Source organism: Marimonas lutisalis (assembly GCF_005434965.1).
GTDB lineage: Bacteria > Pseudomonadota > Alphaproteobacteria > Rhodobacterales > Rhodobacteraceae > Marimonas_A > Marimonas_A lutisalis.
The window spans coordinates 550,892-568,539 of the sequence record NZ_SKCI01000002.1 but is presented as its reverse complement, the minus strand read 5'-3'; the positions used below and the strand labels follow the sequence as shown (position 1 = coordinate 568,539).

At 61.7% G+C, this 17,648-nt stretch carries 14 protein-coding genes and 1 tRNA gene; 8 read left to right on the top strand and 7 right to left on the bottom strand.

Going from position 1 to position 17,648, the window contains the following annotated elements:
- The first annotated feature begins 344 nt into the window (after positions 1 to 344).
- The 5 genes from E0501_RS10880 to E0501_RS10860 all read left to right on the top strand — a co-directional run bounded on the left by E0501_RS10880 (position 345) and on the right by E0501_RS10860 (position 4,995).
- Positions 345 to 1,049 (top strand): glutathione S-transferase family protein, encoded by a 705-nt coding sequence (locus tag E0501_RS10880; RefSeq protein ID WP_137701392.1) that lies wholly within the window; start codon positions 345 to 347, stop codon positions 1,047 to 1,049.
- The gene (locus E0501_RS10875; RefSeq protein ID WP_137701391.1) at positions 1,050 to 2,423 is read left to right on the top strand and encodes an L-serine ammonia-lyase; all 1,374 of its coding nucleotides are present in this window, start codon (positions 1,050 to 1,052) and stop codon (positions 2,421 to 2,423) included. It abuts the gene before it with no gap.
- A 211-nt stretch (positions 2,424 to 2,634) separates the two neighbouring features.
- On the top strand, positions 2,635 to 2,958 hold the full coding sequence (locus tag E0501_RS10870; RefSeq protein ID WP_137701390.1) for a hypothetical protein: 324 nt from the start codon (positions 2,635 to 2,637) through the stop codon (positions 2,956 to 2,958).
- Between the two features lie 82 nt (positions 2,959 to 3,040).
- Positions 3,041 to 3,955: a DMT family transporter gene (locus tag E0501_RS10865; protein ID WP_137701389.1), complete on the top strand. Its 915-nt coding sequence runs from the start codon at positions 3,041 to 3,043 to the stop codon at positions 3,953 to 3,955.
- Between the two features lie 95 nt (positions 3,956 to 4,050).
- Positions 4,051 to 4,995, top strand: coding sequence for a DMT family transporter (locus E0501_RS10860; RefSeq protein ID WP_137701388.1), 945 nt, complete (start codon positions 4,051 to 4,053; stop codon positions 4,993 to 4,995).
- On the opposite strand, the gene E0501_RS10855 is transcribed toward E0501_RS10860, so the two are convergent.
- The gene (locus tag E0501_RS10855) at positions 4,910 to 5,602 is read right to left on the bottom strand and encodes a thiamine diphosphokinase (protein WP_137701387.1); all 693 of its coding nucleotides are present in this window, start codon (positions 5,600 to 5,602) and stop codon (positions 4,910 to 4,912) included. The two genes, E0501_RS10860 and E0501_RS10855, sit on opposite strands and share 86 nt — an antisense overlap.
- Before the next feature lie 141 nt (positions 5,603 to 5,743).
- Here E0501_RS10855 and E0501_RS10850 point away from each other — a divergent pair, with 141 nt between their 5' ends.
- Entirely contained in the window at positions 5,744 to 7,825 is a 2,082-nt protein-coding gene (locus E0501_RS10850; protein ID WP_137701386.1) for a putative sodium/potassium/calcium exchanger, read from the top strand.
- Positions 7,826 to 7,910: 85 nt separating this feature from the next.
- Here E0501_RS10850 and E0501_RS10845 read toward each other — a convergent pair whose 3' ends face one another.
- Positions 7,911 to 9,146: an acyl-CoA dehydrogenase family protein gene (locus E0501_RS10845; RefSeq protein ID WP_137701385.1), complete on the bottom strand. Its 1,236-nt coding sequence runs from the start codon at positions 9,144 to 9,146 to the stop codon at positions 7,911 to 7,913.
- Between the two features lie 574 nt (positions 9,147 to 9,720).
- Positions 9,721 to 11,433, bottom strand: coding sequence for a PKD domain-containing protein (locus E0501_RS10840; RefSeq protein WP_407943433.1), 1,713 nt, complete (start codon positions 11,431 to 11,433; stop codon positions 9,721 to 9,723).
- A gap of 716 nt (positions 11,434 to 12,149) precedes the next feature.
- Here E0501_RS10840 and E0501_RS10835 point away from each other — a divergent pair.
- Positions 12,150 to 12,659, top strand: a complete 510-nt coding sequence (locus E0501_RS10835) for a hypothetical protein (protein WP_235857811.1) — start codon at positions 12,150 to 12,152, stop codon at positions 12,657 to 12,659.
- A 765-nt stretch (positions 12,660 to 13,424) separates the two neighbouring features.
- Here the strand turns inward: E0501_RS10835 and E0501_RS10830 are convergent.
- Positions 13,425 to 13,511: transfer RNA gene (locus E0501_RS10830), tRNA-Leu, on the bottom strand.
- Positions 13,512 to 13,699: 188 nt separating this feature from the next.
- Between E0501_RS10830 and E0501_RS10825 the strand changes: the two genes are divergently transcribed.
- A complete protein-coding gene (locus E0501_RS10825) occupies positions 13,700 to 14,362 on the top strand; it encodes a DsbA family oxidoreductase (protein WP_137701383.1) in 663 nt (220 codons plus the stop codon).
- Here E0501_RS10825 and E0501_RS10820 read toward each other — a convergent pair whose 3' ends face one another.
- Genes E0501_RS10820 through E0501_RS10810 form a run of 3 tightly spaced genes read right to left on the bottom strand, consistent with a single transcriptional unit; the run spans position 14,363 to position 17,563 of the window.
- Positions 14,363 to 15,574, bottom strand: coding sequence for an ABC transporter permease (locus tag E0501_RS10820; RefSeq protein ID WP_137701382.1), 1,212 nt, complete (start codon positions 15,572 to 15,574; stop codon positions 14,363 to 14,365).
- Positions 15,571 to 16,320, bottom strand: a complete 750-nt coding sequence (locus tag E0501_RS10815) for an ABC transporter ATP-binding protein (protein WP_137701381.1) — start codon at positions 16,318 to 16,320, stop codon at positions 15,571 to 15,573. Before E0501_RS10815 ends, E0501_RS10820 begins: the two co-directional genes overlap by 4 nt.
- A gap of 1 nt (position 16,321) precedes the next feature.
- Positions 16,322 to 17,563 (bottom strand): efflux RND transporter periplasmic adaptor subunit, encoded by a 1,242-nt coding sequence (locus E0501_RS10810; protein WP_137701380.1) that lies wholly within the window; start codon positions 17,561 to 17,563, stop codon positions 16,322 to 16,324.
- Positions 17,564 to 17,648 lie beyond the last annotated feature (85 nt).

The window sequence follows — 17,648 nt, the reverse complement described above, 5'->3', positions numbered from 1 at the left end:
GTCTTATATGCCAGCCGCCGCCGCCGTAGAAGTGACAAATTCCCGCGTGGCTCCGGTTCCGGTCCGGGCGTTCAGCGGTCCGCTTCTTCGGCAAAGCTCCCTGCCACGCGCATCGCCTGCGGCCCGTCATCCTGCAACGCCAGGGCCAGCTGCACGGCCAGAACGGCAACCCAGAAACATTCCACATCATGTGCCTCTCCTCTGCGCCCCCAGTGAAGTAAATCAATGGTCTCTTTTTGTTTCACATTAACCTTAACGCCGGGTTAACCCGGCCAGGTCGCTTGCCGCACCTCTTGCGCCGCAATCCTTGCAATCCGGCCGCGCGGCTGCACTAATCTGAAGTCATGGGAAATGCCTACCGCCTCCACTATGCGCCCGACAACGCGTCGCTCATCGTGCGACTCGCCCTCGAGGAACTCGTGCTTCCCTGCGACTCCGTGCTGGTCGATCGCAAGGCAGGCGGACAGAAATCACCGGATTACCTGCGGCTTAATCCGCATGGCCTGATCCCCACGCTGGAAACGCCCGACGGCCCGATCTTCGAAACCGCCGCGATCCTGCTTTGGCTGGCCGATACCCACGGCGCACTGGCCCCCGCCCCGACCGACCCCGAGCGCGCCGCCTTCCTCAAATGGCTGTTCTTCACTTCGAACACGCTGCACGCGGGCCTGCGCATGCTGTTCCACCCGGAAAAATTCACCGGGCCCGATACCGCCGCGCAATCGGCCCTGCGCGCCCAGGTGAAGAAGAACCTCGCAACCCACCTTGCCCGACTCGATGATCTCGCTGCCACCGGCCAGCCCGTCCTCAACGGTATCCCGCTTACCGTGCTCGATCTCTACATTCCGGTCTGCCTGCGCTGGATGGCGCTTTATCCCGCGGGCGAAACCGCCTGGTTCGATCTGGCCGCCACGCCGCATCTGGCGGCTCTCGCGGCGCGAATTGAACAGCGCGACAGCGTGAAACGCGCGATTGAGACCGAAGGGCTGGGGCCAAACCCCTTTACCCGCCCCATTCCTGCCAACCCGCCAGAAGGATCGGCCACCTAGATGTTCCTGTCCGTCTTCGAAATGTTCAAGGTGGGCGTCGGCCCATCGTCGTCGCACACCATGGGCCCGATGGTCGCCGCCGGCCGGTTTCTCGACCTGATGCGCGCCTCACCCTTCGAATTCGCCGGGCTCAGGGCCTCGTTGCATGGCAGCCTCGCGTTTACGGGCGTGGGCCACGCCACCGACCGCGCCACCATCCTTGGCCTCGCGGGCTTCCTGCCCGACAGCTATGACCATGCCATGGCCGACCAGACGCTGGCCGCCATCCGTGAAACCGGCCAGGTCACGCCGCCGGACCTGCCCACGCTTTCGTTCCGGCCCAAGGATGACCTGATCTTCGATTACGGCCCGCCCCTGCCCGGCCACGCCAACGGCATGATCCTGATGGCCACCGATGCCCAAGGCGACGTGATCCTGCAGGAAACCTACTATTCGATCGGCGGTGGTTTCGTTCTGACCGACGCGGAACTGGCCCAGGGCAAGGACAGCGACGAAGGCGCGCCCGTGCCCTACCCGTTCAAATCCGCTGCCGAGATGCTCGAGATGGCGAAGACCTCGGGCAAGTCCATTGCCCAGATGAAACGCGAAAACGAAATCTCGCGCGGCTGCGCCCAATCGCTCGCCACCGGCACCGCCCGCATCTGGCAGGTGATGAATGATTGCATCGAGCGTGGACTCGACGCCTCGGGCGAATTGCCCGGCGGGCTGCACGTCCGGCGCCGCGCCAGCGCGATCCGCCAACAGCTCGAGGCCGAGCGCGGCATGAACCTGAACGCGCCGCACACGATCAATGACTGGATTTCCGCCTACGCCATGGCCGTGAACGAAGAAAACGCCGCCGGCGGTCAGGTGGTGACCGCCCCCACCAACGGCGCCGCCGGGGTGATGCCGGCGGTGATCCGATACTGGCTCGACCACGTCCCCGGCGCCGCGCCGTCGAAGATCGAAGATTTCCTGCTCACCGCCGCCGCTATCGGCGGGCTTGTGAAATACAACGCCTCGATCTCGGGCGCCGAAGCCGGTTGCCAGGCCGAGGTGGGCAGCGCCGCCGCCATGGCCGCCGCAGGCCTCTGCGCGGTGATGGGCGGCACGCCGGAACAGGTGGAAAACGCGGCCGAGATCGCGCTCGAACATCACCTCGGGATGACCTGCGACCCGGTCAGGGGCCTTGTTCAGGTGCCCTGCATCGAACGCAACGGCCTCGGCGCGATCAAGGCGGTCTCGGCCGCGAGCCTGGCGCTGCGCGGCGATGGGCACCATTTCGTGCCGCTTGATGCCTGCATCGAAACCATGCGCCAGACCGGCGCGGACATGAGCGAGAAATACAAGGAAACAGCCCTCGGCGGCCTTGCCGTAAACGTCCCCAACTGTTGATCGCATGAGCTCTCGAAGGGAAAGACATAGCGTGAGACCCGGCCTTTGGAGTCTGCTGGTCATTTTGCTGGCAACTCCGCTTCATGCGCAGAGATCTCCTGACTTTCCTGGCAATACCAGGGTCGTCATCCAGCTCACGAGCTCTCAATTCGTAAGCGGGCTTGGAGACTACCTCGTTCCTCCGCTTTACGCAGCTTTGCAGGAAATTGGCTTGATCTATGATGACGGATCGAATGCGGACTATGCTGCGACCGTCGAAATCGGCTCGGACGTCGGGAAATGGCGCGGAAGCGACAACGCCAAGTGGCTTTATGAACGGTACGTCACGGTCGGCCTTTCACCAGCCGAGAAAGACATCGAGTTAGATGGCAAGCTACTGCCGAGCTTCTCGGTCACGGTCCTGCTTGTCACCCCGGACCCGGACAGGGTCGACGAACTTAATTGCCTCATCGATCTTGCCACGCGCGAACTTGCGGCCCGCTACAAGCCCAAGGGTCACGTTTTCGTTGACGGAAAACGCTGCGCTCGCAACTGAGCCGAAGGCCCGTGTCGCCATCCGGCTAGACGTGCCGCTTTCCACCCCCTATGCGGGGCGGACAAAAACGCACGAGCCCCCGATGTCCGACCGTACCACCCTTGGCATTCTGTTCATGGTTGCCTTCGCTATCATCGCGCCGGTGATGGATGCCTTTGCCAAGGCCACGCCCGCCGCGGTGCCGGTGTTGCAGATCCTGTCGGCCCGGTTCGGGATCCAGGCGCTCCTGCTGCTGCCTATCGCCATTCTGATGCGCCGGGCGCATCGCCCCGGGCGCGGCGAAATGGGCCTGCATCTGGTGCGCGCCCTGCTCATCCTTGTGGCGACCGGGTGTTTCTTCACCGCGCTGCGGTTCATGCCGATCGCCAACGCCATCGCTATCTTCTTTGTCGAGCCGTTCATCCTCACGCTCATGGGCGGGCTCTTCCTGGGCGAAGATATCGGGCCGCGGCGCATCATCGCCTGTCTTGTCGGCTTCGCCGGCGCACTCCTCGTGATCCAGCCCAGCTTCGATGATCTGGGCGCCGTGGCGCTCCTGCCGCTGGTCACGGCCTTCTGTTTCGCCTTCTACATGGTTCTGACCCGGCAGATGGCTACCCGCACCCATCCCCTGGCGCTTCAGGGCTATACCGCTTTGGCGGCCATGCTTTTCATCCTGCCGCTGCTCTGGGCTTTCGATGGATCGGGGCGGGCGGCGCTCGATCCAGTCTGGCCCGTGGGGCTGGCGGTCTGGACATTGCTGGGCGTTGGCCTCGTGTCCACCATTTCGCATCTCTTCATCAGCTTCGCGCTGCGCCTCGCGCCCGCCGCGACCATCGCGCCCCTGCAATATATCGAGATCGTGTCCGCCACCGTTCTGGGGTATTTCATCTTCTCGGATATCCCCGATGGCCTCACGGTTATGGGCGCCGCAATCATCGTTGGCTCAGGCCTTTACGTGTTCGCCCGCGAACAGGCCGCCGGCCGTCGCCCGCGCCGCCCGGCGCCTGCGCCGTGAACCCGCGCATGGCGGTCCTACCGCATAAGTAGATCATTAACGCAACGCAGCAACATAAGATTGCCAAGCTGCAAATTTGCCCCTAGCGTCGTTTCATGACAACAGACCGGCCTCTCTTGGGCATCCTTTTGATGCTCGGATTTTGCATCGTTGCGCCTCTTGCGGATGCGGTGGCGAAAATCCTTGGCCAGACGATCCCGGTCGCCCAGCTGGTTTTCATCCGCTTCGCCGTTCAGGTGCTGCTGCTGGCCCCACTCATTGTGCTGACCAGACGGCCATGGCGCATGCGGGGGCGTGTTCTGCGGCTCACCATTCTGCGCACCTTCATGCATATCCTCGGCATCGGCCTCATGGTCAGCGCGCTCAAATACCTGCCGCTGGCCGATGCGGTTGCCATCGCCTTTGTCATGCCGTTCATCCTTCTGGTGCTCGGCAAGATCCTTCTCGGCGAAGAGGTCGGCCCCCGGCGCCTTTTGGCCTGCGTGGTGGGATTTGCCGGAACCATGCTCGTGATCCAGCCCAGTTTCACCGCCATCGGCTGGCCCGCCCTGCTGCCGCTGGGCGTCGCGCTCAACTTCGCTTTCTTCATGCTGGTCACCCGCCAGATCGCAAAAGACACCGATCCGATCGGGCTTCAGGCGGTCAGCGGTACGATGGCCGTGGCCTTCATGGCCCCGGTCCTTCTTCTGGGCAGCGCTACGAATATGCCCCTTCTGCACAGCGTCGCGCCCAGCGCGATGGAATGGGCGCTGCTGGCCGCCATCGGCGGGCTGGGCACGCTGGGCCATCTGCTGATGACATGGTCCCTGCGCTATGCCCCCTCGGCCACGCTGGCACCGATGCAGTATCTGGAAATCCCGGTCGCTGCCTTACTCGGATGGATGATCTTCCTCGACTGGCCCAATGACCTCGCCCTTGCAGGGATCTGCATCACTGTCGCTGCCGGCCTCTATGTCATGCTGACCGAGAAGGCCAGCGCACGGCCCCGGGCGCCCCGAGCGCCAGAGCGGCCCGCTCGAATACCCTCGCCGGCAGAATAACCAGCATCCCCGGATCGCTCACCTGCATCCGCACCGTGCCGGTCACCTCGTTCGACGTGCCGATCCGTTCGCCCGGGCCAAACCCGATCCCGTCCAGCGGCCAGCGCAACCCCTCGGACCGCGCTGTCAGCGGCCGCAATGGAAACACCGAAAACCGGCTGCCCCGCGGCAGGTCCAGCGTCAGGTCCGGCGGCGCCAGGAACACCGCATCCTTCTTGTCCAGCAGCAGGCAGGGTCGGTCGGCATGCCGCAGCATCGCGTGATATGTCGCCAGCTGATGGTCGACCCGTCCACCGGTGAAGCCCACGCCCACAACCAGCGGCGCGCGGATATTGCGCAGGCACTTGTCGAAATCCGTGCTGTCCTGCTCGGTGATCGCGTGCAGGTTCTCGGGCGCGATCACCGCCCGCACATCCGCCCCGACCGAGTCGAAATCGCCGATCACCGCCCCCGGCGTGATCCCGTGTTTCAGCGCCACTTGCGCTGCCCCATCTGCCGCCACCACATACGGAGCGTGGACAATGGCCCGGTTCAGCACCGATTTCTTCACGGTTCCGCAACCGATCAGCGTGACCGGCTCAATCTGGTCAACAATCGCGCCGATCATGGGTCATTCATTCTCATTTAGGAAACAGATCACAATCTTGTCACGAAATGATACGCTAAACATCCTAGATTCGGACGGCTTTCGACGTGCTGAGGATGTTACAAGTTTAGCCAACTAACACATCTTTGGGCGAGCAATACAATGGTTAACACGAATAAGATCCTGACAGTCTCCTACGGCACGTTCTCGTGCACGTTGGAGGGTTTTGACGATTCCTTCGGGACCATGAAGGCAATTGCCGAGTACTTCCGCGACCTGGCTGCGGACGACCGGTACTTTGGCGCCGAACCGCCGACGCCGGACGCCGAAATGCTTGCCCGGATCGCTGAACGCGAGATCGCACGCCGTGTCGAGGCGCATTTCGAAGAAAACAATATCGTCCTGCGCGCCGAAGCCGGTTCGGTCCTGCCCGTCGCTCCCCGGGACAAGGACAAGGCCCCCGCCGAAGCAGAGCCCGTTGCTGCCGAAGAAAAAGCCGAGGCTCCGGCCGCCGCGGCGCCGACCCCGATTCCCGCACCCGTCGCCGATCTGCCCGAAAAGGCCGAGATCGACGCCCACGCGGACGACAGCGCTGAAACCGAAGCGCTGATAGAAGAAGCCGAGGCAGAAGAACCGGAAACCGGGGAAATCGCGCCCGAAGCCGACATGGATACCCTGCGCGCGCTGGTCGAGGAAAGCCAGCCTTCCGCCGCCGCGGAAGACCGCATTGAAGAAGACGAAACCCTTCTGGCCGCGGACGAAGCGTTCGAGGAAGAGACCGCCGAGGAAACCGGCGAAGCGTTCTTCGAGGCCGAACCCGTGGAAGAGGCGCAACCGCAGCCCGACACCGAAAGCGTCGCGGCCAAGCTCCAGCGTATCCGCGACGTCGTCTCGCAGCACGACGACGAGGAAGAAATCCCCGCCGAGAGCTATTCCGAAGATGAGCATGCCGAGGATTTCCTCTCGGAAGCCCACGAAGAGATCGAAGCCGCGCTCGCAATCGACGACGAGACCGAAATCGCGGCAGCCGAAGAAATTGCCGAAGACGAGGACGAAGACGACATCGCAGCGTTGCTGTCGCGCTTCGACACGGACACCGGTGACGACGAGGGCCTGTTCGACGAGGATCAGGAGGAAGATACCGCCTTTGCCTATGACGAGGCCGAGGAATATTCCGTTGACGAGGAACCCGAAGCTCCCGAGGCGGACGCAGAAGAAACGACCGAGCTTCGCGCGCGCGTCATCAAGATGAAGCGCTCCGAGTTCGAGGCCGCGATTGCCGAAGGCCATCTTGAGGAAGATTTCGAGGATGAGGACGCCTATGCCGAAACCGGCGAGAGCGATGCCGAAGCCAGCCTGTCGCCCGAGGACGAAGCCGATCTCCTGCGCGAGCTGGCCGCCGTCGAAGCCGAACTCGACACCAAGGTCGAAGAGTCCTTTGCCGACGAAAGCGAAGAGGACCTGGACTATGCCTACGACGAGGAAGACGTCACCGCGGAAGCCGTCGACGATCTCGAAGAGGAAGCCCAGGCCACGGACATGCGCGAAGCTCCTTTCGGCGATCCCGATGCCGAGGCCGAGATGGGCCGCATCTTCGAAGAAACCAACGCGCACCTGGACGAGGAAACTGGCAAGGGCCGTCGCAATGCCATCGCACATCTGCGCGCCGCTGTCGCCGCCAACAAGGCCGAGCGCGGAGCCGGCGGTGATCTCGCAGGCGAGGGCCCTGATACCGAAGTCTACCGCGACGACCTGGCTTCAGTCGTGCGCCCGCGCCGTCCGCAAGCCGCCGATGGCGATCACCGCACCCGCCGTCCGGAAACGTCGCGCCCGGCGCCGCTCAAGCTCGTGGCCGAGCAACGCGTCGATCTCGACGCGGCCGAAGCGGCTGCCCCCGTGCGCCCGCGCCGGGTGGCGCTGTCCACCGCCGCTGCAATCGAAGAGACCGAAGAGGCCGGCAACTTTGCCGAATATGCCGAGGAGATGGGCGCCAACACCCTGCCCGAACTGCTCGAGGCCGCCGCTGCCTACCTGTCCTTCGTCGAGGGCCGCGAACAATTCTCGCGCCCGCAGCTGATGACGCATGTGCGCCAGGTCGAGCAGGACGAATTCAGCCGCGAAGACGGGCTGCGCTCCTTCGGCCAGCTCCTGCGCGAAGGCAAGATCATCAAGCTCAAGGGCGGTCGCTTCGCTGTCTCCGACAGCATCTCCTACCGCCCCGACGCGCGCTACGCGGGCGAGTAAACTACTGACCAGAAAGAAAAAAGGCGCCCCACTCCGGGGCGCCTTTTCTCGTTCAGCGTAGGGTGGGTTTTCAACCCACCTTCCTTCAGATCTTCATCTGCGTGTACTTGCGCAACTCTTTCCGCGCGATCTGGCGGCGGTGCACCGCGTCCGGCCCGTCGGCAAAACGCAGCGTGCGCACCTGGGTCCAGGCGATGCCCATCGGCGTTTCCTGGCTGATCCCCGCGCCCCCGTGCATCTGGATCGAATCGTCGATCACCTGAAGCGAGGTCAGCGGCGCCACAACCTTGATCATGGAAATCCACGGATAGGCTTCGCGCGGATCGCCCTTGTCCATCATCCACGCGGCCTTGAGGCACAGAAGACGGGCCTGTTCGATCTCCATCCGCGCATTGGCAATGATGTCAAAATTGGCCCCCAGAAGGGCAATCGGCTTGCCGAACGCCTCGCGCTCAAGCGAGCGTTTGCACATCCGCTCCAGCGCCGCCTCGGCCTGGCCGATGGCGCGCATGCAGTGGTGGATGCGCCCCGGTCCAAGCCGCCCCTGCGCGATCTCGAATCCCCGGCCTTCGCCCAGAATCATGTGATCGACCGGCACGCGCACATCGGTGAACCGGATATGCATGTGCCCATGCGGCGCGTCGTCGTGGCCATAGACCTCCATCGCACGCAGCACCTCGATGCCGGGCGTGTCGGCCGGCACCACCAGCATTGAATGCTGCTTGTGTTTCGCGTCGTCGTCGCTGCCGGTTTTCACCATCGTGATGTAGACCTTGCAGCGCGGATCGCCCGCACCCGACGACCACCATTTTTCACCGTTCAGCACATAATGATCGCCATCGCGCACGCAGGACATCGAAATGTTTGTTGCGTCCGAGCTCGCCACATCCGGCTCGGTCATCAGATAGGCCGAACGGATCTCGCCTTCCAGGAGCGGCTTCAACCATTTTTCCTTCATCCAGTCGGCGCCATAGCGCTCCAGCACTTCCATGTTGCCGGTATCGGGGGCAGAACAGTTGAACACCTCCGCGCCCAGCGGCGTCTTGCCCATCTCCTCGGCGAAATAGGCATATTCCACCGTGCGCAGGCCAAAGCCCCTCTCGCTGTCGGTCAGCCAGAAATTCCACAGCCCCTTCTCCTTGGCCTTGGCCTTCAGGCTCTCGAGGATTTCTGTCTGCCGCTCGGTGTATTGCCAGCGGTCGCCCTTGCCGATCTCGGCATGGTATTCATCCTCCAGCGGCATGACCTCGTTGCGGATCATGTCGCGCACCTGTTGCAGAAGCGGTTCGTGCTCCTCCCGAATCCCCAGGTTCATATCCATCTCGGTTCCTCTCCTCTCATCGCGTCTCGGCCAAAGTAGAGGCCGAGCCTGACCAAGAGTAAAGGGCGCGCCGAAAATGCCGTTGCGTCGCGCCGGTTTCACACCGCGGCGACACATCCCTGTCACATCCCAGCGCCATGATTGCCGCCATACCGGAAAGCATTTTCACATGATCTGCAGCGACCTGCCCAATGCCGCTGCAATTTTTTCGCCCATCTTCGCATACTTGGTATGACTCTCCTATCACGCACACCACAATCAACGCCTTCGACATGCCCAAATTCAACCCAAGCAGTCGGAACCGGGAGAGTTACCGCCATAGAAGATTTACACTATTTATTTGCTATTAATCACTCTCGCTAATCGCTTTAATTCACCTAGGCTTACCCAAATGCCGTTCTGGTGTAGAGGCCCTCGACACTGCTAGACGCGAAAGAAAAGCCCATTTGCAGCGTCTCAGTCATGCGGATGATCTAGGGGGGCTGGTTTAGAAGTTCTTGAAAGGTGCGCGCTCGGCCTTTATTCAGGAAGGCAACGAAAGCCCGCAAGCTGAATTCCTCCCAAAAGACCATGCTCAGAACCTCCACTCGAACAAAGATCTGATCGTGACGGCCGAAAAATCGCTATTACCCAAACCGTCAAACCGCACCGCGACTTCGCCCGCCATCTTGTCGGAGCTTTTCGCCCGCCACCCGAGCTCAAACGAACCCGAGGTAGTCTCGCTATTCCCTATCAGAAGATTGCTGCGCCGAATAAAGTCCAGCTGAGGCGTTGCAAAAAGGGTTAAATCCAGCCCGTTGGAGAAGTATCCGTATTCTATATCGCTGGACAGCGAAAAACGCGTAAGCTCTTGGTGACCCCCCGTAATACTCGTGGAGTATACCCCATCCGTTACGCTAAACTCACTTATTTCCTCCACAATATGCAGGAATTCGATTGTCGGCGTAAGTTCGACGGCTCCAACAGAATGTTTGCCGTAAAGCAATGCGCTCGATAGGAAACGGTCTGTCTTGAAGACTCCCTCGAAGGGACGCGACGTTTTCAAAACATCAATAGAGGAGCTGTTGTCCGATTTCCCCCATGCCGTACGCGCGCTTATAAACAGATTGGGCCGGATTTCGGCAGAGAAATAAGGGCCAGCGAGCCAGCCCTTGCCTGAAACTTTGCTATATCCAGGCACCTCTTCCACAGCCGAGTCGAACTGCGCCATCAGACCAACCGCGAGGTTATCATTGACCAGATAGTCGGCACCGAAAGACAGCATCAAGAATTCGCCTTCACGTGTTTGCATAGAAAAGAATTTATCCTCATAAAGCGAATAACTACCTTCGGACCAAACGTACCAAGCTTTTTCGGAGGACACCGAACTGAAAGTGAATTGTTGACGGACTTCACCCTTCGCCGACAGCCGTAACTTATTTCCTGATCCAGCAAGGCGCCGCCGGTCGAGCCGATAGCCCAGAGGTTCGTTTGCCAGAATCCGTTCCATACGCCTATCAACAAACGAAGTGGTGATCTCCTTGAACTCATTTTGAACGGCTACCGCATTGAAGCCAGGCGGGTTGACCGTGATGATGACGCTGTCGGCGGCAGAGCTGTTGCCCTTGTCGTCGGTCACAACCAGGCTGAACTCGAGCACCGCGGCCGGATCGTTCGCCCCGAGCACCGGTGCGGTGAAGCTGGGCTGCGCCACACTCGTCGAACTGAGCGTCACCGTCGTCCCCGACGTCTGGCTCCACGCATAGCTCAGAGTGTCGCCAGCATCCGGGTCCGAAGACCCGCTGCCGTCAAGCGTCACCGTCGCCCCAGAGACAACCGTCGGCTGGTCAGGACCGGCATCGGCCGTCGGCGCACTATTCGCAGGCGGGTTGACCGTGATGATGACGCTGTCGGCGGCAGAGCTGTTGCCCTTGTCGTCGGTCACAACCAGGCTGAACTCGAGCACCGCGGCCGGATCGTTCGCCCCGAGCACCGGTGCGGTGAAGCTGGGCTGCGCCACACTCGTCGAACTGAGCGTCACCGTCGTCCCCGACGTCTGGCTCCACGCATAGCTCAGAGTGTCGCCAGCATCCGGGTCCGAAGACCCGCTGCCGTCAAGCGTCACCGTCGCCCCAGAGACAACCGTCGGCTGGTCAGGACCGGCATCGGCCGTCGGCGCACTATTCCCTCGTGAAACCGTTGCTGGGCTTAGGGCAGCCGGAATATAAAAAGACGCGTGGATCGAAGAAGAAGCAGAACCTTGTAGCTCGTAAGAAGGAGCCGGGTTACTAGGAGCGGTCCAATCCATCCAGCAGAAGGCGGTACGCTCCTGCGTGCTCGTACCATTTGGGACACTCAAGAATGCGGTGCATGAAGGTGGCAAGAAGGAAGCACCTGGCGGCGAGCTACTCCCGGTTATAGTAACCGGAATTGAGTTTGGGCAATGACCTGAGCTTCCACCAGTGGAACTGACGACATAGCTCACTGTGTAGGTGACTTGCACAGGCGGCGCACCACCAGTCACTGGATACCGATACCCCGCTGGATAAGAAATTGTCAGCTCGGGATCCGTCGCAACGCATGCCGCGGAAACACTAGTCGCAAGTAAGAAAATGGAGAGCAGACTCGAGACGAAAAGAAGCGAAGTCTTTCCAGTTATTTTTCTAAACATATGAAAGGCTTTAGAAAAAGCAGCGGAGAAATCGCTTTTCCTTTCCACCAGTTCCGTCATCCACATAAGAGAACAAACCTTCAAGTATCTATGACGCCTGTTAACGACATTTGCAGACTTTTTTCCAACGGTTTCCCATAGAGCCTGACGAAAATACAACTTAGTTGTGGAGAGGTTACAGTGAAGCGCGGACGACACGGGCAGCTCTCCGGCTGAACTAAGTGAAGGCTTGATTAGGGAAGGATTTCGACTTGAAGGTCTTCGACAAAATGTGATTTTTCTCGAAAGCGGATTGAATCTGAGAAACAGCGGCGGGGCTGAAGTCTATGCGATACCTTGGTTCCTTTTTGATAATGTCGATCTCATTTCTGTTTGTAGATAATGCGAGTGCGAATAGTGGTAACGAACAGCACTTTGCTGCTTACATCACCGGATATGGCTACTGGGACAATACTCCCCCCGGTACGTCTGTCATTTCTCATCCTATCGAGCATCGGCATGCGGGTGGGACCGGGACCTATCATGATCCAATAACGATTGCCGTTGGACACTCGATCAATGGCAGGCATGAAAAACTCGATTTCAGGCCCGGAACGATGTTTTATCTTCGGCGATTGAAGAAATATGCGATTGTCGAAGACACGTGCGGTGACGGGCCGCTCCCACAGAATGGCCCATGTCACACGGGCGTTCGCGGACATCCTTGGCTTGATCTGTACGTGGGCGGAAAAAATGTGAGCGCAACCGCCTCTGCAAGATGCCAAGACTTGATTACAGCGATTCAGATGGTGATCATGCATCCCGCGCCGCATTACGAAGTGCATGAAGGTGACGTTATCGAAAGCGGTTGTAAGGTTTTCTAATTCACCCGGCTTAGAGGCGGCCACCGGTTCCGCTCCGCGAATAAATCAAGGTTGGATCAGGCGACTTCGTCGGCTTGAACTCTATTGCCAAGCCGACCCTAGTCGGAGTTTAGAAGTGAAATCCACCTCTAAGTGTGAGCGTATTGACGTCTACGTCAAGCTTGAAGGCGCCCTCAGACACCTCAAGGCTCCTAGTAGTATATTCCAGCCCAAATAAGAGGGTTTCGGTCATGTTGTACTCCGCGCCGAGCCCCCAACCGTATCCGTCTACGTCCACTTCGAACCCGGAATTGACATTTTCCCGCGCACCCCAAGATCAGACAAACGCTCCGTAGAAAATGGCGTCACCGCTTGCTCAACCAACGCGCGCGAAGATCGGCAAGACGACTCAGTTCTTACGCTGCATTGAAAGAAGCATCGGTGGACCAAGCGCCAACCTTTGCACCGTAGACTAGGGCACCATTTTGCATGTTATAGCCCGAAAATAGGCCGGGTATCGGTCCAACCACACCTCCCTCTGGCCTCTCTCCCAGACATAACGCTCAATTCCGATGGATGCCGGCTTTACAGAGCGCAGGCCCAGAATCAGGGCGCGCGGAAGGAAAAACGCCACCACATAGCCAATGCTGGGGCATGGTCAGGTGGAAATGCCTACTCCACAGAGGATTCGACGCCATTCAACAGGCTGGCTTTTGGGGAGCAAATTGGGGGTTACTCCCGCCGATCAACAAAGCAAACATCAGAAAAGAAAAGATTTTTGAGTATTGGTGCGGTCGAGAAGACTCGAACTTCCACGGGTGTTACCCCACAGCGACCTCAACGCTGCGCGTCTACCAATTCCGCCACGACCGCACTGTCTAGGCTTGGTGAAGCGGCATATAGCGAAGCGCCCATCGGATGTGAAGAGTAAATAACCGGCTTTTCGCCGGCAAAGCCGCATTCTCCGGGCCGAAGCTCCCAGTCACGAAACCGTGCTTTCCCGGGACTTGCCGGCCCAGGTCCGCGTGGCCCATGCTTCGGGCAGCTCAGAAAGGCCCGCCATGTCCGACCCGGCCCCGGAAAACCCTCTGCGAATCGACATCGTCTCAGATGTCGTTTGCCCCTGGTGCATTATCGGTTACCGTCAGCTGTCACAGGCCATCGCGGCCACCGGGATCACGCCCCAGTTCCTCTGGCACCCGTTCGAACTGAACCCGCAGATGCCCCCCGAGGGCCAGAACCTGCGCGAACACCTTGCCGAGAAATACGGCACCACCCGCGACGACAGCGATCGCGCCCGGGCCCGGCTCTCCGAGCTGGGCGCATCGCTGGGCTTCACCTTCAACTTCACCGATGACAGCCGCATGGTGAACACCTTCCGCGCCCATCAACTCATCGAGTGGGCCGAGGCGCAGGGCCGCCAGACCGACATGAAGCTCGCGCTTTTCAAGGCGCATTTCACCGATGGGCGCGATGTGTCGGACATCGGCACGCTCGCCGCCATCGCGGGCGAACTGGGGCTCGACGCGGCCGATGCCCGCGCCGCGCTCGAAACCGGCCGGTTCGCCCCCGAGGTGCGCACGATTCAGCGTTTTTGGATCGACAAGGGCGTGCGCGGCGTGCCCGCGATGGTGTTCGATCTCACGCATCTCGTCACCGGTGCGCAGGGCGCCGACACCTACGCGCAGCTTCTCACCCGATTTTCGGCGCAGGGGGCAGTCTGATCACTGGTGCCGCAGCGCCTCGATCGGATCGAGCCGCGCCGCGCGTCGCGCCGGGAAAAACCCGAACACCACGCCCACCACCGCGGAAAACCCGAACGCCATCAGCACCACCAGCGGATCGGGCGTAAACGGCACCGACAGCATGTTCGCCCCCACCGCCGCAAGCGCCAGCCCCAGCGCGATGCCCAGCACCCCGCCCAGAAGCGACAGAACCACCGCCTCCACCAGGAACTGCATCAGCACCTGACGCGCCTGCGCCCCCACCGCCAGGCGGATGCCGATCTCGCGGGTGCGCTCGGTCACGCTGACCAGCATGATGTTCATGATGCCGATGCCCCCCACCAGCAGGCTCACCGCCGCCACCGCCGACAGAAGGCCGGTCAGCACATCGTTGATCCCCGTCAGCATCGAGGCCAGCTGCTTCATGTCCATGACGTTGAAATCGTCCTCTTCCTCGGGGCCGATCCGGCGCATGTCGCGCAGCAGGTATTCGATCTCCAGTTTCGCGTCATCGGTCGAGGCCCCGTCGCGCACTGACACGAAAATGGTGGCGACGTTGGTATTGCCCGCGATACGCCGCTGAAAGGCGCGCATCGGCATCATTACCACGTCATCCTGGTCCGTGCCGAAACTCGAGGCACCCTTGGCCTCCAGCACGCCGACGACATCACAGCTCAGCGTGCCCAGGCGGATCGTCTCGCCCACCGGGTCGGAATAGCCGAAAAGCTCGGTGCGCACCGTCTCGCCCAGAATACACACCGGCCGGCCGCTGCGTTCTTCGCTGGCGGTGAACGGGCGGCCCATCACCACGGGCCAGTCCGTCGCGTGGAAATATCGGTTGTCCGTGCCCTGCACCTGTGTCGCGTAATTCTCGTTGCCGTAAACCGCGGTCAGCGACCGGCCGCCCAGCGGGGCCGCCGTTTCCACCTCGGGCACCGCCTCGATGATGTGGTCGACATCCTTCAGGTCGAACGGCCGCGCCTGCGCCGAACTGCTGCCCGGGCCCATCGCCCGCCGGCCCGGCCGGATCATCAGGACATTGGCGCCCAGACTCTCCACATCCGCCGTCACCTGCTTGGAACTGCCCTGGCCCACCGTCACCATGGCGATCACCGCCGCCACGCCGATCACGATGCCCAGCACCGTCAGGAACGACCGCAGCGCATTGCGGAAAATCGCCTTCACGGCCAGGCGCACGGTTTCCCAGATCATGCCCCGGCCTCCTGGTGCCGTGGGGCCGCGTGCAACGGCCCTTCCGGCATCGGCTCATCGCGTGCCACCTTGCCGTCCACCATCCAGATCAGGCGGTCGGCATAGCGCGCCATGTCCTCCTCATGCGTGACCATGACGATCGTCAGATCACGCTCGCGCCGCAACCGTACCAGCAGGTCCATGATTTCCAGCGATGTCCTGGTGTCCAGGTTGCCGGTCGGCTCATCGGCCAGCACCACCTCGGGCGCACCGGCCAGCGCGCGGGCGATCGCCACCCGCTGCTGCTGACCACCCGAAAGCGCGCTCGGATCGTGATGCTCGCGCCCTTCAAGCCCCACAAGCGCCAGCACCTCGCGCGCCATCGCGATCCGCTCCCGCGCCGGCAGCCCCTTGTAGATCAGCGGCAGCTCCACATTTTCCAGCGCCGTCGTGCGGGGCAGCAGGTTGAAGCCCTGGAAAACGAATCCCAGGTAATGCCGCCGCAACAGCGCACGCTGGTCCCGGCTCAAACCGGCCACGTCCACGCCGTTGAAGAAATAATGCCCCGCCGTGGGCCGGTCGAGGCATCCGATCACGTTCATCGCCGTCGACTTGCCGCTGCCCGATGGCCCCATGATCGCGACGAACTCGCCCGGCATGATGTCAAAGCTGACCCCGTCCAGCGCGCGCACCTCGGCCTCGCCGGTGCCATAGACCCGGGCAACATCCGTGAAACGGATCAGGGGCGGCATCGCGTCTGCGGTCATCTCACTCGTCCTGATCCGTGATCACCATGTCGCCCGCGGCCAGGTCGCCGCCGGTGATCTGGGTCACCGATCCGTCGCTCTCGCCGGTTTCCACCGCGGTCTCGGTGGCCATGCCATCGCGCAGCACCCACAGCGTGTTGAGCGAACGTTTCGCCGCCTCTTGCGGCCGGTGCGGCATGATCATCCCCAGAAGACCGCTGCGGTCATCGTCTTCGTCCTGCGTATCGGCCAGCTGCGGCGGGGCAAAGCGCAACGCGGCATTGGGCACCAACAGCACATCGCGCAACTCGGCCACCACGATCTCGGCGGTCGCGGTCATGCCGGGGCGCAGGGCCATATCGGCATTCTCCAGCGTCAGCGTCGCAAGATAGCTCACCACCCCGTCCACCGTCTCCGAGGCATAGCGGATCGTCTCGATCTCGGCCGGGAACACCCGGTCGTCATAGGCGTCCACGGTAAAGGTGCTGCGGTTGCCCCGGCGCAGCTTGCCGATATCGGCCTCGTCCACATAGACCTGCAATTCCATCTTGGTCAGGTCCTCAGCCACCGTAAACAGCGTCGGCGCATTCAGAGACGAGGCCACGATCTGCCCCGGGTCCACCTGCCGGTCCAGCACAACGCCATTGATCGGGCTGCAGATACACGCCTTTTCCAGGTCCGCCTGGGTCAGCTTCAGCGTCGCCTCGGCCAGTTGCCGGTCGGCATTCGCGACCTGCAGGCTCGCCCGCGCCCGGTCAAACGCCGCCTTCGCGTTGATCAGCGCCGTGTGGCTGGCCACGCCGCGTCGGTCCAGCTCACGGGTGGTCTCGTAGGCCTCCATCGTCTCGGCCAGCGATGCCTCGGCGCTGATAACGCGGGCCTCGGCGGCGCGCAGGCTGGCCTGTTGCACAGCCACCTGCGCCTGCAATTTCGCGGTATCCAGCCGCGCCAGTTCCTGGCCCGCCGATACCACGTCGTTGAAATCGGCGCTCACGCTTTCTACCGTGCCGCTCAACTCGCTCGAAATCGTCACCAGGTTCGTCGGCTCCACCGTGCCCGTCGCCGTCACCGCGACGGTCAGATCACCCTTGGCCGCCGCCACGGTGGTGTATCGCGGCGCGCTGCGCTCGGCCTCTCCGGCCATCCACCACCACAGAGCCGCCGCGCCCAAAACCGCCAGCACCGGCAGCAACAGCCACCAGTGCCGGTGCGGGCTGCGGTCCAACCCCAGCCGCTGCTCGATCTCATCCTGTTTCGTGGTCATCCGTTACGCTCCACAATGCAACAACTTATCATTGCCCGCCGAATCGCCCATCCGCCTTGAGCCTGCTCAAGTTCTACGCCGCGGG